At 65.4% G+C, this 12654-nt stretch carries 13 protein-coding genes; 5 read left to right on the top strand and 8 right to left on the bottom strand.

Going from position 1 to position 12654, the window contains the following annotated elements:
• Positions 1–8 precede the first annotated feature (8 nt).
• On the top strand, positions 9–1736 hold the full coding sequence (locus CYU59_RS23090; protein WP_293003175.1) for an amidohydrolase family protein: 1728 nt from the start codon (positions 9–11) through the stop codon (positions 1734–1736).
• A 6-nt stretch (positions 1737–1742) separates the two neighbouring features.
• Here CYU59_RS23090 and CYU59_RS23085 read toward each other — a convergent pair whose 3' ends face one another.
• Positions 1743–2252 carry a hypothetical protein gene (locus CYU59_RS23085; RefSeq protein WP_293003173.1) on the bottom strand — a complete coding sequence of 170 codons (510 nt, stop codon included), beginning with the start codon at positions 2250–2252 and terminating at the stop codon, positions 1743–1745.
• A gap of 306 nt (positions 2253–2558) precedes the next feature.
• Between CYU59_RS23085 and CYU59_RS23080 the strand changes: the two genes are divergently transcribed.
• Entirely contained in the window at positions 2559–3128 is a 570-nt protein-coding gene (locus CYU59_RS23080) for a class I SAM-dependent methyltransferase (protein WP_293003171.1), read from the top strand.
• On the opposite strand, the gene CYU59_RS23075 is transcribed toward CYU59_RS23080, so the two are convergent.
• The 4 genes from CYU59_RS23075 to CYU59_RS23060 all read right to left on the bottom strand — a co-directional run bounded on the left by CYU59_RS23075 (position 3125) and on the right by CYU59_RS23060 (position 6852).
• On the bottom strand, positions 3125–3895 hold the full coding sequence (locus CYU59_RS23075) for a helix-turn-helix transcriptional regulator (RefSeq protein ID WP_293003168.1): 771 nt from the start codon (positions 3893–3895) through the stop codon (positions 3125–3127). The two genes, CYU59_RS23080 and CYU59_RS23075, sit on opposite strands and share 4 nt — an antisense overlap.
• A 45-nt stretch (positions 3896–3940) precedes the next feature.
• Positions 3941–4834 carry a fructose bisphosphate aldolase gene (locus CYU59_RS23070; protein WP_293003166.1) on the bottom strand — a complete coding sequence of 298 codons (894 nt, stop codon included), beginning with the start codon at positions 4832–4834 and terminating at the stop codon, positions 3941–3943.
• 100 nt (positions 4835–4934) lie between these two features.
• Complete coding sequence (locus CYU59_RS23065) at positions 4935–5540, bottom strand: TetR family transcriptional regulator (protein WP_293003164.1); 606 nt, start codon at positions 5538–5540, stop codon at positions 4935–4937.
• Positions 5524–6852 carry an aromatic ring-hydroxylating dioxygenase subunit alpha gene (locus CYU59_RS23060; RefSeq protein ID WP_293003162.1) on the bottom strand — a complete coding sequence of 443 codons (1329 nt, stop codon included), beginning with the start codon at positions 6850–6852 and terminating at the stop codon, positions 5524–5526. Before CYU59_RS23060 ends, CYU59_RS23065 begins: the two co-directional genes overlap by 17 nt.
• Positions 6853–6930: 78 nt before the next feature.
• Between CYU59_RS23060 and CYU59_RS23055 the strand changes: the two genes are divergently transcribed.
• Entirely contained in the window at positions 6931–8691 is a 1761-nt protein-coding gene (locus tag CYU59_RS23055) for an amidohydrolase family protein (RefSeq protein WP_293003160.1), read from the top strand.
• Here the strand turns inward: CYU59_RS23055 and CYU59_RS23050 are convergent.
• Entirely contained in the window at positions 8688–9263 is a 576-nt protein-coding gene (locus CYU59_RS23050; protein WP_293003158.1) for a TetR/AcrR family transcriptional regulator, read from the bottom strand. The two genes, CYU59_RS23055 and CYU59_RS23050, sit on opposite strands and share 4 nt — an antisense overlap.
• Positions 9264–9354: 91 nt before the next feature.
• Here CYU59_RS23050 and CYU59_RS23045 point away from each other — a divergent pair, with 91 nt between their 5' ends.
• Entirely contained in the window at positions 9355–10206 is an 852-nt protein-coding gene (locus CYU59_RS23045) for an oxidoreductase (RefSeq protein WP_293003155.1), read from the top strand.
• Positions 10207–10221: 15 nt separating this feature from the next.
• On the opposite strand, the gene CYU59_RS23040 is transcribed toward CYU59_RS23045, so the two are convergent.
• Positions 10222–10455, bottom strand: coding sequence for a hypothetical protein (locus tag CYU59_RS23040; RefSeq protein WP_293003212.1), 234 nt, complete (start codon positions 10453–10455; stop codon positions 10222–10224).
• 258 nt (positions 10456–10713) lie between these two features.
• Here CYU59_RS23040 and CYU59_RS23035 point away from each other — a divergent pair, with 258 nt between their 5' ends.
• Complete coding sequence (locus tag CYU59_RS23035; RefSeq protein WP_293003153.1) at positions 10714–11166, top strand: DUF5994 family protein; 453 nt, start codon at positions 10714–10716, stop codon at positions 11164–11166.
• Here CYU59_RS23035 and CYU59_RS23030 read toward each other — a convergent pair.
• Positions 11142–12605 carry a protein adenylyltransferase SelO gene (locus tag CYU59_RS23030; protein WP_293003149.1) on the bottom strand — a complete coding sequence of 488 codons (1464 nt, stop codon included), beginning with the start codon at positions 12603–12605 and terminating at the stop codon, positions 11142–11144. The genes CYU59_RS23035 and CYU59_RS23030 overlap by 25 nt on opposite strands.
• Between the last annotated feature and the right edge of the window lie 49 nt (positions 12606–12654).

Genomic DNA, 12654 nt, shown 5'->3' with positions numbered 1-12654 from the left:
GGCAGACGATGGCGGATTTTGAACTGGTCATTCGCGGCGGAACCGTGTTCGACGGGACCGGTGCCGCGCCCGTCACCGCCGACGTCGGGATCAGCGACGGGAAAGTCGCCGCGGTCGCGCCGGGCTTGCCGGACGGCGTCCGCACCATCGACGCCCATGGTCAATGGGTAATGCCAGGGCTCATCGACATCCACACGCACTACGACGCCGAAGTCCTGCTCAGCCCCGGTCTCGGCGAGTCCGTCCGGCACGGGACCACATCGGTCATCCTCGGCAACTGTTCGCTGTCGACGGTCTACAGCGAGGCCGATGACTGCGCCGACATGTTCTCGCGCGTCGAGGCGCTGCCATGGCAGATCGTCCACGACTCGGTCAAAGAGGCCAAAACCTGGAGCGGCCCAGCCGAATACGTGAAGACGGTGGATTCGCTGCCGCTCGGGGTGAATGTCGCCGCGTTCATCGGTCACTCCGACATCCGGGCCGCGGTGCTCGGTCTCGGACGCTCGGTTGATGCCGATTACCGACCGACGCGTTCGGAGATCGGTCAGATGCAGCAGATGCTGTCCGATGCGCTCGACGCGGGCTTCGTCGGGCTGTCCACGCTGCGCAGCTCCTTCTCCAAACTCGAGGGCACCCGCTTCCCGGCCCGCCAGCTGCCGTCCACCTATGCCAAATGGTCGGAGTTCCACGCGCTCAACACCGTTCTGCGCCGGCGCGGACGCGTGCACCAGAGCACTCCGAACCTCGCCCGGCAAGCCGAGGTGTCGCGATACCTCGCGCAGAGCATCGGCCGCGGGTTCCGGCGACCACTGAAAACCACGTTGATCGCGGCCGCCGATGTGAAAGCTGACCGCAGGGCCGCGCGGCTGACCCTGCTGGCGGCGGGCTTGACGAACCGGGCCGGCGGAAACTTCCGCTGGCAGCACCTGCCGGTGCCGTTCGAGATGTACGCCGACGGTTTCAACCTCATCGTCTTCGAGGAATTCGGTTCCGGCTCAGCGGCACTCAACTTTCGCGACGAGATGAGCCGGGGCAAGTTACTCGCCGACGAGTCCTATCGCCGGCAGTTCCGCAAGGACATGGCCAAGCAGTTCGGCCCACGGGTGTGGAGTCGCGACCTGTCGGACGCCGAAATCATCGCCTGCCCGGATAATTCGGTCGTCGGGCAATCGTTCGCGGATGTCGCCGCGAGCCGTGGAATCGAGCCCGCCGACGCACTGCTCGACCTGGCGGTCGAACACGGTGACCGACTGCGCTGGCGCATTGTCGTAGCCAACGACCGCGACGAGGTTCTGGACCGTATGCAACGCTCACCCAACGTCCAGATCGGGTTCTCGGATTCCGGTGCGCACCTACGCAATATGGCGTTCTACAACGCCGGTCTGCGGATGCTCGAGCGTGTGCACCACCGTCGCTCGATGCCTGTCGAGACAGCGGTACACCGTCTCACCGGTGAGCTCGCCGACTGGTACGGCCTCGACGCGGGTTACCTCGGCAACGGCCGACGGGCCGACATCGCGGTGATCGACCCAGCGGGCTTCGACGGTTCCAGCGCCGCCTACGCCGAGGCGCCCTATCCCGGAGCGCCCGACGTCAAGCGGATGGTCAACCGCAACGACAATCTGGTCAGCGCGACAATTGTCGGCGGCCAAATCGTCTACCAGGCAGGCGAATTCGCCCCCGGTTTCGGCACCGAGCTACACGCCGGCCGATTCCTGCAGGCCGCAAGCCGCTAGCGGCGGTCAGGCGACGTCGCGTCGGGAGTCCGCTGCCTGCCACTGCGCGACCTGGGCGCGCAGCTGGCGTAGCTCGGCGCTGTCGCGGGACGAGAAGTCGTGCGTCACAACGTTTTCGCACCGGTCACTGCCGGCCCAACTGTCGCGATAAGCATCGAAGGCCCGTTGCTCCAAAGACCGCGCGACCTGCTGTCCCTTGGCGGTCAACCTCATCCACGCCGCGAACATCCAGCGCTTCGGGTCGTCGTAGTGGTCGATGTACTCATGCGAGATGTGGCGCATCGAGCGATCCAGCGACCGCTTCGAGCTGACGAACCGGTGCTTGCGCACCGCCCCCAGCGTGAACAACCCGTCGTCGACCAGGGTGCGGATGACCTCCAAGGCCTCGTCTTGAACCTCGGATGCTGATGCCGATGGGTTGTCGTGCTTGATCTTCCAGTCGACGGCGTTCAGAGCTACCGGCCTACCCAGGCCCTTCACCAGCAGATTCTCCCGGATCTGTTCGGTCGTCGTCATGGTCACACCTCGCGGTTTCGAAAATCGGTCGTTCTACGAGGGGCGCAACGGGCATGCAAAGACTTATATTCCGGCCGATTCGAACGACGGCGGCCCGCATCGTGGCACGTCGACCAGGTGTGGCATCGAACATGATGTGCGCCAACACATCTCGACCGGTGACCAGTCGCAGTTGGTTCACGGCCGGCTGCGGGCGCACAACGTTGGCGGAATTCCGATACAGCCCGGCATATTTTCGGAAGTCGACAGATGCGGCCCCTCGTAGCTTCGTTGGTGTGTGAAGTCTCGACAGAAAGGTGCCACGTCATGGCGATGAATTTGCTGCACCAGCGGCGGTGTAGTTCGGCGGGATGGGCGGGCGTGGTCCGCGACGAGTTGTTGCCGTGGTCTCTTGCCGGTGTCGAGCTGGGAGACCAGACCCTCGAAATCGGTCCGGGCTACGGCGCTACGTTGCGCGCGCTGATCGATCGCGCAGACTCGGTGACCGCCGTCGAGGTCGACAAACCGATGGCCGAACGGCTGCACCACCTCTACAGCGACCGGGCCCGAATTCTGCACGCCGACGGCAGCGACACCGGGTTGCCCGACGATGAGTTCAGCTCCGTGGTGTGTTTCACGATGCTTCACCACGTCCCCACGGATCGGTTGCAAGATCAGCTTTTCGCCGAGGCATTCCGTGTCCTTCGGCCGGGCGGAGTGTTCGCCGGCAGCGACCGGCTGGCATCGCTGCCCTTCCGTCTCATTCACATCGGCGACACCTACAACCCGGTTCAGCCCGACGAGTTCAGGCGGCGGCTCGATGCCGCGGGATTCCGCGACGTTCGCATCGACGTGGCGGGCGTACGACTGCGGTGGCGCGCGACGAAGCCGAATTAGCCTGGAAGCGCGTCTGATTCACCATGCTCCGACCTGGTTGCCGTGCCTGGGGTATGGCCGAAACTCCGTCGGTACACGTCGATGAACGCACTCGCCGAAGACCAGCCACATTGATGCGCCACCGTGGTCACCGGCGTTCGCCCGGCAAGCAGAATCAGCGCGCGGTGCAGACGCAGTTGAGTGCGCCACTGCGGGAACGTCATACCGAGGTCCTGACGGAACAGCCGTGACAGACTGCGATCGCTGGCACCGACCTCGCGGCCGAGTTCGGCAAGCGTGCGACTGTCACCGGGGTCGGCGTGCAGGATGTCGCACACCGCAGCGAGCAGCGGAGCCGTCGGCGTGGGCACGTGGAGTGGTTGCTGCGGCGAGCTACGCAACTGGTCGAGCAGCACCGCGCGGAGTCGCGCTCGCTCGGGCGTCTCTGCGTCGCTACCGGTGTAGGCAATGATCAGTTCGCGTAATAGCGGAGCGACGGTCAGCACGGTCGGAGACGTGAGCTGTAGCGGGTTGTCGTCGGCGGCCAGGCCCACGGTGTGCAGTTTGAGTTCGCCGTAGGCGCGATGCGCATGAAGCGTGCCGGCAGGGATCCACATCGCCCGTGTCGCCGGCGCGACCCAGGACCCCTTGTCCGTCGTGACCGCCAGAACCCCGCGGCCCGCGTAGACGATCTGGTGGTCCTCATGCCGGTGCGCCGGGATTTGGTCACCCGACGCGAGTCGAAGGGTGCGGGTCGGGGCAGCTGGCTCGCGGCGGATTTCCGGCATCAACGCTGCAGTTTACCGAAATGCCGTCAGATGATGGCTACTCGGTCAGGTCACAGAAGCGGCGTAGATCTCGTCGATGTTCGCCTTGAGCGCCTTGTTGAAGTCGTCGTCGGTCTGATCGACGGTGAGCCCTTCGGTCAGCGCGCGCGAGAAGCTGGCGATCAGGTGATGGTTGCGGGCCAGGATCTCCGCGCTCTGCGCCAGGGTGTAACCGCCCGACAGCGCGACCACCCGCAGCACTCGAGGGTGGTCGATGAGTGATTCGTAGAGGTCGGCCTCGTCGGGCAACGTCAGCTTCAGCATGACCTGCCGGTCGTCCGGGAGTTCGTCGAGCTGCTCGCGCAGCGCCGTGACCAGAAGCCGGTCGGCGGTGGGCTTGTCCGGGCACTTGATGCTGACCTCGGGTTCGATGATCGGCACCAATCCGTAGCGGGCGATCCTTGCCGCGCTGTCGAACTGCTGGTCGACGACCGCCCTGATGCCCCCCTCATTGGGCTCCTGGATGAACGAGCGCATCTTGGTGCCGAAAACGCCCTTCTCGACGGCGCGTTCGAGAAGCTCATCGAGGTTGGTCATCGGTTTCATGAGCTGAACGCCGTACCGGGCGTCGGCGAGCCCCTGATCGACCTTCACGAAAGGCACGATCTGCTTCTGCTTCCACAGGAAGGCGACGGTGCCCTCGCCGTTGATGGTTCGATCCATCGTCTGCTCGAACAGGATGGTGGCCAGGATCTTGTCGCTCGTGAAGCTGGGACTCTCGATCAGACGGGCACGGGCTTGATGGATGAGGTCGAACATCTGGCTGTCGTTGCCGTATGCGTCCTCGGGGATTCCGTACAGGGCCAGCGCCTTCGGAGTGCTTCCGCCGGATTGGTCCAGCGCGGCGATGAAGCCCCGCTCCGAGCCCATCTTGTTGAGTTGCTCTTCGTTGACTGCCATTGTCCGCCATCCCTGTAGTCGATCCGCTGCGTTCAGCATTGCGCAGTGTCCAGCCTGCGGCTACCACTTCACTCGGTCCGGCAAACCACCCACCGGCGATCTAGCTCCGCAGTGTCGCCAGCAGCGCCGTCAGCCCGTACTCGAACACCGCGTCGTAGTCGGTGGGGGATTGCAGCGCCCGGACCAGCGCCTGATCGGGCCATTCGTCGTCCCACAGCGAAGGATCCTCTTCTTCGTGCTTTGCCCCGCGAACCGCGGAGAACTGCATCACCGCCGACGAGATGACGTGAACCTGCACTGCGCGCAGGACGAGGGCGGCGTCGGTCCCGGCCACGCCGAGGTCGGCGAGCAGGGCAGCCAGCCGCTTCTGGATCGGCAGGAATAGCTGTGGCGTTCGGTCGCGCTCGTGTGCGATGGCCAGCAGGTGTTGCCGGTCGATCAGGGCTCTGCGCTGCGAACGGGCAAGCGACGCAATACGTTCGATCTCAGTACTGCCATCAATCGGCAGGTGCGCCATCTCGCCGAGTAAGCGGTCCACCAGACTGTCGAAGAGTTTGTCGCGTCCGCCGACGTGCCAGTAGATCGAGGTGACCGCGACGCCGAGCTCCTCGGCGAGGCCTCGCATGGTGAACGAATCGACACCCTGGCGTTCGATCAAGCGCGCCGCGGTATTTAGAATCGCCTCCGCGTCAAGGGCTTCCGGCATCGGGTTCACCTCCGATCGTGGCGCTCATCCGGTCCCGCTCCGGCAGGTCGAGATAGCGTTCGAGATTGCGATGCAGGTTGATCACCCGCCGCTCCTCCGCGGACAACGTGAGGTGGGTGAACCCGGGTTGATGCAGGCCGCGCTGCAGGCCGGCCAGGACCGAAATGTCCTGCGTGAGAACCAGACCCGGCTCGGCCTGATCGGCCGTCAGCCGAACGTCGGCGGGTGTGCCACGCGGCGCTCCGGGCGCCATGCGCATCCACAGCATCATCACCAACTCGCCGTGGTCGGGGTCCGGTCCCGGACGCGAGCACATCACCGTCAAGTGGTCCGCATTGACCAATATGGTGAGATTCGGGAAGACGTTGTACTGGTGCAGTCGCATCAGCTGATCGGTGCTGGCCCAACTCACGTCGACACCGCGGCCGGCGGCGAAAGCCCGGATATGACCCGCGATCACGTCAATGGCGGGGTGCCCACCCGGATACGGTGTGCCCTCGGCGATCCCCATCAGCGCGCCCTGGGTGGTCACGTAGGCGTCCCACACCTCGGCGTCGCTCAGCGGCACCTTGAGGTGCGGGCTCGGTACCCCGTAGAGCTGCTCGGACTTGCCGCTGTGGCCCCAGATCACCTGTGGCGCGTAGACGTCGTCCATGCATCGGTGCAACTCGGGGTGCAGGGTCTGAATGTGGTAGGTCTCGCTGAAGCCATCGGCGATCGTCTTCCAGTTGGCCTCGACATCGACGGTCATGGTTGCGTAACAACGGAAGTCGCCGAGTCCCAGCCAGGAGATGTCGTCCGGCACTGCTTCGAGGTAGTCGGTCAACGGTGGCGCATCGAGGTCGAGATTGACGAACACCAGGCGCTCCCAGGTGTCGACTCGGACCGCGAACAACGGAAACTCCGCCATCGACAACGCTCCGAAACCTTTGCGATTCGGCACCCGTTTGAGCGCGCCGGACAGGTCCCAGGTCCAGCCGTGGTAGCCGCAGCGGAGTTCTCGTAAATCCGAGCCCGCGCCGGCGCACAGCGAGTTGCCGCGGTGGCGGCAGACGTTCTGGAAGGCGCGCAGGGTGCCGTCAGAGTCCCGCACGATGATGACCGACAAAGGCCCACAACGGTATTCGAAGTAGTCACCGGGCTCGGCCACGTGATCGAGCGTGCAGGCGATCTGCCACACCTTGGGCCACATCCGCTCGACTTCGAGCCGGGCGAACTCCGCGGAGTAGTAGCGGTCCGCGGGGACCAGAGTCGGCTGCTGCGGCGGGCTGCCGATCGCGTCTTCGCGCCGGACATCTGGCGTTGCAGTCATCGAAGCACTCCCGAAGCCTCTGTAACGGTGTTACATTTCGTACTGTAACTGCTGGCAGCGCAGCCCAGGAGAGTATCCGTGTTCGATCTCAAAATCACCGGTGGCACCGTCGTCGACGGAACAGGCGCGGACCGTTTCGAAGCCGACATCGCCGTCAAGGACGGCAAGATCGTCGAGGTCAGGCGACGCGGACCGGGCGGCCCGGCACTAGAGGGTGAGGCCGCCGAGACCATCGACGCGACCGGCAGAATCGTCGCGCCGGGGTTCGTCGACATCCACACCCATTACGACGGACAGGTCAGCTGGGACGCGCTGCTGGAACCGTCCAGCGGCCATGGCGTGACCACCGTCGTCACCGGCAACTGCGGCGTCGGGTTCGCCCCGGTGCGGCCCGGCCAGGAAGACTGGCTGATCGGCCTGATGGAGGGCGTCGAGGACATCCCCGGTGCCGCGCTCACCGAGGGCATCTCCTGGGGCTGGGAAAGCTATCCGGAATACCTCGACGTCATCGGGCGGCAAGAATTCGCGGTCGATGTCGGCAGTCAGGTGGCCCACGGCGCGATCCGCGCGTACGCCATGGGGGAGCGCGGTGCCCGCAACGAGCCCGCCGCACCGGACGACATCGCAGCCATGGCGCGGCTGGTGCAGGAGGCCATCGAGGCTGGGGCGCTGGGCTTTTCGACGTCACGCACGATTGGCCACCGTGCAATCGACGGTGAACCGGTGCCGGGAACCTACGCCGCGGAGGACGAGCTGTTCGGCCTCGGTCGGGCGATGGCCGCTGGTGGTCAGGCGGTGTTCGAACTCGCTCCGCAGGGCATTGCGGGCGAGGACATCATCGCTCCGCGGAAAGAGCTGGAGTGGATGCAGCGATTGGGCGCAGAGATCGACCGCCCGATTTCCTTCGGCATGATCCAGGTCGACGCCGCCCCCGAACTCTGGCGTGAACAGCTGGACGTCTCGGCGGCTGCGCACGCCGCCGGCAGCCGGCTGTACCCGCAGATCGCAGCCCGGCCGTTCGGCATGTTGTTCGGTTTCGAGGGCCATCACGCGTTCGCTCATCGTCCGACATTCATCCGGCTCAAGGCCGAATGTGGCCGCGAAGAGCTGGCGCAACGGCTCGCCGAACCTGCGGTCAAGGCCGCGATCCTTGCCGAGAAAGACTTGCCGGCGGATCCAAACCTGTTGTTCGACAACATGTTTGCTCTCGCGCAGTACGCGCTGGGCCGCACTTATTGGCTGGGTGACCCACCCGACTACGAGCCGACCGACGAACGCACGGTGGAAAAGATCGCTGCCGAACGGGGCGAGGACCCGCTGTCGACGCTGTACGACCTGATGCTCGAGCACGACGCCACGTCGATGCTGATGCTGCCGTTCTACAACTACTCGCACGGAAACCACGACGCGATCCGCGAAATGCTGACCCACCCGGCCGGGGTGGTCGGGCTGTCCGATGGTGGCGCGCACTGCGGCATGATCTGCGACGCATCGTTCCCGACCTTTCTGCTCACCCACTGGGCACGAGACCGTCACCGCGGCGACAGGCTGCCGCTCGAATACGTCATCCGCAAGCAGTCCTACGACACCGCGCAGCTGTTCGGGCTCACCGATCGCGGCGTGGTGGAGGTCGGCAAGCGGGCCGACGTGAACATCATCGACATGGACGCGATCACGTTGCATCGGCCGGTGATGGCCTACGACCTGCCGGCAGGCGGTCAGCGGCTGATCCAGGGCGCCTCGGGTTACAACGCCACGATTGTCAACGGCGTGGTGACCCGTCGAGACGGCGCCGACACCGGCGCCCGGCCCGGCAGGCTGATTCGCGGCGCGCGCTAGCCGATAGCGGCGTCGATCAGCGTCTCGGCCGCTTTCTTGGCGCGAGTCCACGGCTCGACGTCGTCCAGAGAGGTCGCCAAAGCGCCGGCGCCCTCGTACAGCAATGCGAGTTGGTTGCCGAGTTGGCGCGGATCCGCGGCCCCGGCCTGGCCGGCCAGTTCGGTGAGCCAGTCGGCGAAGCCGAGCTTGGACGCCCGGACGATGTCCTGGACGCCGGGCATGGTTCCGGCCGACTCGACGGCTGCATTGTGGAATGGACAGCCCCGGAACGTCTCGGTCTGCGCTGTGCGGCCGTCGAACGCGGCGAGCATCCGCTGGCGCGGTGGTAGGTCGTCGCGTGAATGGATCACCGTGTCGACAACATGCCGTTCCATGCCGCGCAGATACTCTTCTACCACCGCTGTCTTACTCGGAAAGTGTTGATAAAGGGTTCTTTTGGACACCGAGGACTCGGCGGCCAGCCGCTCGACGCCGGTGGCATTGATGCCGTCGCGATAAAACAGAGCGGCGGCGGTGTCCAAGATGCGCTGGCGCGCGCCGCGGCCGCCCCTGGTCTGCGCTACCTCGTTCATATCTGGAGTATACCGAACGGTTTACATAAACGGCCAGCGCGTGTAGCGTGGCGCCGGAAGAGGTACACCAATCGGTTTACTAGGAGTGAGCATGACACAGCGACCCCCCGTGGCTCTGATCACCGGAACTTCGTCGGGAATCGGACGCGCTATTGCCGGCGCTTTCGTGGCCAAGGGCTTCGAGGTGTTCGGCACCAGCCGTAACCCGCAGCGCAACGAGCCGATTGCCGGGGTGGAACTCCTGGCACTCGACGTCAGCGACGATGCGTCGGTCACTGCCGCGGTGTCGACCGTGCTGGAGCGCGCCGGGCGGATCGATGTGCTGGTCAACAACGCCGGCGTGGGTGTCTTCGGCGCCGCCGAGGAGAGTTCGACCGCTCAGGCGCAGCAACTCTTCGACACCAACTTCTTCGGGCTGATCCGGGTGACCAACGCGGTGCTGCCTCATCTGCGGGCCCAGCGCAGTGGCCGGATCATCAACATCGGCTCGGTGCTGGGATTCCTGCCGGCGCCCTACGGCGCCCTAAACTCCGCATCGAAGCACGCCGTCGAGGGTTATTCGGAATCGCTGGATCACGAGACCCGCGAGTTCGGCGTGCGGGTATCGGTGGTGGAACCCGGCTACACCGACACCGCGTTCGACACCAATGCCGCTGAGCCTGATTCGCCGATCGAAAGCTACGTGGCCCTGCGCGAACGCGTCAAAGGGGGCCTGATCGAAGCGGTGCGCGCCGGCGACGACCCGTCGGTGGTGGCGGCGGTGGTGCTGAAAGCGGCGACCAGTCGCGCGCCGAAGCTGCGTTACCCCGCCGGCCCGCTGGCTCGGCGACTGGCGCTGCTGAAAAGAATTGCCCCGACATCGGTGCTGGACAGGGGAATTCGGAAGGTCAACAAGCTCGATGCCGCACCGAAGCCGACTCGGACGCCGGCGAACGTCCGTTAGTCGGCGGCGGCGGCGTCAGGAAGCTTTGGTGTAGCGGCGGACTTTGTCGTCTTCTCCGAAAACGTTTGCGTAGTCCAGGCCCTTGTCGTCGCGACCGAAGAAGGTCCACCTGCGAGGGGCCTTCTGCGGGACGCTGACCATTTTCACGGTGTACCGCAGGGTCGTCTCGCGCAGTGTCCCGATGACGTCTCCGACGCGGATCTGCGACGGATGAATCTCGGGTGCGTCACACCAGTTCTGTACGGCCATTGTGTCCCCCCGATTGTTCTTGCCACTGTACGCGAATACGTACCCATCCACCGTCGAAGGTTACAAACCGCTACTCGCAGCGTATCCTGGATGACGAGCCGTTCTGTTGACAGCGGTGATGCGTCGCTCCGCTTGCGCGTATGGCGTTCACTCGCAATGGAATTCCTCCGCTGTGCCGCAACTGCGGTGACGCGACGCCAGCCGTGAAGGAATTCCGTTGATTTACAAGGTTTTTGCATCAGCCCGATTTGCCGTCAGATGAACGATTGGCGCTCGGCCAATCCCGTTCGAGTTTCAATCGGCGATCAGCTGGGCGGCGACATCGATGGAGCATGGTGGCCGCGGGTCGACCGCATGACTCTGGAATTACCCGCTCTGGTGGAGGCATTGACGCCGATGCTGGGCGGTATCACCTCCATCAACGTCAACTGGCCGCATCTGCAACGACCACCGGACTTCAACTGGCCCGGATGGGAATGCAAACCCCAGCACGTGATGACGATCAACGGCGAAAAGGCGCGGGCCAACCTCTTGATCGTCGCCTACACCACCTACAGCGGACTCGCCCTGATGGTGCTACGTCGCGCCGCGGGGCTGACGATCGTCCCCACCGACCGGGAGAAGCCCGCGTTCACAACGGCGGGCTCGATCCTGGACGCCGCGCTGACCCAATGCGCGGCCAGAGCTCAGGTGCCGCAGAACGTCCGGTAATCGCCGAACTCCTCCGGCGCCGGCGCGGCGTAGCGCTCGAGCCCGGGCCGCTCGTCGTACGGCGCGCTGACCGCAACTAGCAACTGCTGCAACGGATTCAGATCTCCGCCGGTGGCCGCGGTCAATGCCTCTTCGACGAGGTGGTTGCGCGGAATGTAAACCGGGTTGCTGCGATCCATCAGGCCGCCGTCGGGATCGAGGGCTAGCCAGCGCGAGATCCACCCGTCGATACCGGCAAGGTTGGCGAACAACCCGCGGGCCGGCTCGGCGTCCTGGCGGGCCGCGTGCGCGAGTGCCCGGAAGAACGTGGTGTAGTCGACGCGGCTTTCCTTCAGCAGGGCGAGCAATTCCTCGGTGACCGTGGCGACGGTTGCGGCGTCGACGTCCTCCGACAGGCCGAGTTTGGCGCGCATGCCGTCGGTCCAGGTTGCATCGTATTGGTCACGAAACACCTGAAATGCCTTCTGCGCCAGCGCTACACCCTCGTCGACGGTGTCGGCCAGCAGCGGCAACAGTGCCTCGGCGAAGCGCGCCAGATTCCACCCCGCGATCGTGGGCTGGTTGTCGTAGGCGTAGCGACCCCATTGGTCGATCGAGCTGAACACCGTGTCTGGGTCGAAGACGTCCATGAAGGCGCACGGGCCATAGTCGATGGTTTCACCGGAGATTGTCATGTTGTCGGTGTTCATCACGCCGTGGACGAAGCCGACCAGCATCCACCGGGCCACCAGCGATGCCTGCACCGCGGCGACCGCTTCGAACAGCGCGAGGTAGGGGTTGTCGAGCATCGCCGCGCCGGGATAGTGACGGGCGATCGCATGGTCAGCCAGGCGCCGCACCAGGTCGAGGTCGCGTGTCGAGGCGGCGTACTCGAAGCTGCCTACCCTCAGATGGCTGGCGGCGACGCGAGTGAGCACTGCTCCCGGCAGAGGAGTCTCGCGCTGCACGATGCGGCCGGTCGACACCACGGCCAGGGATCGCGTGGTGGGGATGCCCAGCGCATGCATCGCCTCGCTGACGATGTATTCGCGCAGCATCGGACCCACCGCGGCCAAGCCGTCGCCCCCGCGGGCGAATGGTGTCGGACCCGAACCCTTGAGGTGGATGTCGCGGAGCCGGCCGTCGGCGTCAGCCAGCTCGCCGAGCAGCATTGCGCGCCCGTCGCCCAGTCGCGGGACGTAACCACCGAACTGGTGACCGGCGTAGGCCTGCGCTACCGGCGCGGCCCCGGCAGGCACAAGGTTGCCGACCAGAAACCGCAGCCCGTCGGGACTCTGAAGCCATGCCGGGTCGAGGCCGAGCTCCTCGGCCAGGGGTCCGTTGAAAGCCAGCAACCGCGGGTCGGGAAAGGTCTGGGCCTGCCAGCTGACCGCCATCTCGGGCAGGTCGCTCGCAAAGTGGTCGTGCAGGGCCACGGAGGTGTCCGGTGCGACGCTCATCCCGCCCAGCCTACGGGCGACTCGCCCCGTGACCAGCGTGACTAACATC

The sequence above is a fragment of the Mycobacterium sp. genome, assembly GCF_002863225.1.
Lineage (GTDB): Bacteria > Actinomycetota > Actinomycetes > Mycobacteriales > Mycobacteriaceae > Mycobacterium.
Note: the sequence above shows the minus strand (reverse complement) of the source record. Positions and strands in the feature narration are given on the sequence as shown.

What these genes read in the sequence shown, in the direction of transcription:
- CYU59_RS23090 (WP_293003175.1), top strand. Translation starts at nt 9, where the DNA reads ATGGCGGATTTTGAACTGGTCATTCGCGGCGGAACCGTGTTCGACGGG.
- CYU59_RS23065 (WP_293003164.1), bottom strand. Translation starts at nt 5,540, where the DNA reads ATGCCGGAAGCCCTTGACGCGGAGGCGATTCTAAATACCGCGGCGCGC.
- CYU59_RS23045 (WP_293003155.1), top strand. Translation starts at nt 9,355, where the DNA reads ATGACACAGCGACCCCCCGTGGCTCTGATCACCGGAACTTCGTCGGGA.
- CYU59_RS23075 (WP_293003168.1), bottom strand. Translation starts at nt 3,895, where the DNA reads ATGCCGGAAATCCGCCGCGAGCCAGCTGCCCCGACCCGCACCCTTCGA.
- CYU59_RS23030 (WP_293003149.1), bottom strand. Translation starts at nt 12,605, where the DNA reads ATGAGCGTCGCACCGGACACCTCCGTGGCCCTGCACGACCACTTTGCG.
- CYU59_RS23070 (WP_293003166.1), bottom strand. Translation starts at nt 4,834, where the DNA reads ATGGCAGTCAACGAAGAGCAACTCAACAAGATGGGCTCGGAGCGGGGC.
- CYU59_RS23050 (WP_293003158.1), bottom strand. Translation starts at nt 9,263, where the DNA reads ATGAACGAGGTAGCGCAGACCAGGGGCGGCCGCGGCGCGCGCCAGCGC.
- CYU59_RS23085 (WP_293003173.1), bottom strand. Translation starts at nt 2,252, where the DNA reads ATGACGACGACCGAACAGATCCGGGAGAATCTGCTGGTGAAGGGCCTG.
- CYU59_RS23060 (WP_293003162.1), bottom strand. Translation starts at nt 6,852, where the DNA reads ATGACTGCAACGCCAGATGTCCGGCGCGAAGACGCGATCGGCAGCCCG.
- CYU59_RS23035 (WP_293003153.1), top strand. Translation starts at nt 10,714, where the DNA reads ATGAACGATTGGCGCTCGGCCAATCCCGTTCGAGTTTCAATCGGCGAT.
- CYU59_RS23080 (WP_293003171.1), top strand. Translation starts at nt 2,559, where the DNA reads ATGGCGATGAATTTGCTGCACCAGCGGCGGTGTAGTTCGGCGGGATGG.
- CYU59_RS23040 (WP_293003212.1), bottom strand. Translation starts at nt 10,455, where the DNA reads ATGGCCGTACAGAACTGGTGTGACGCACCCGAGATTCATCCGTCGCAG.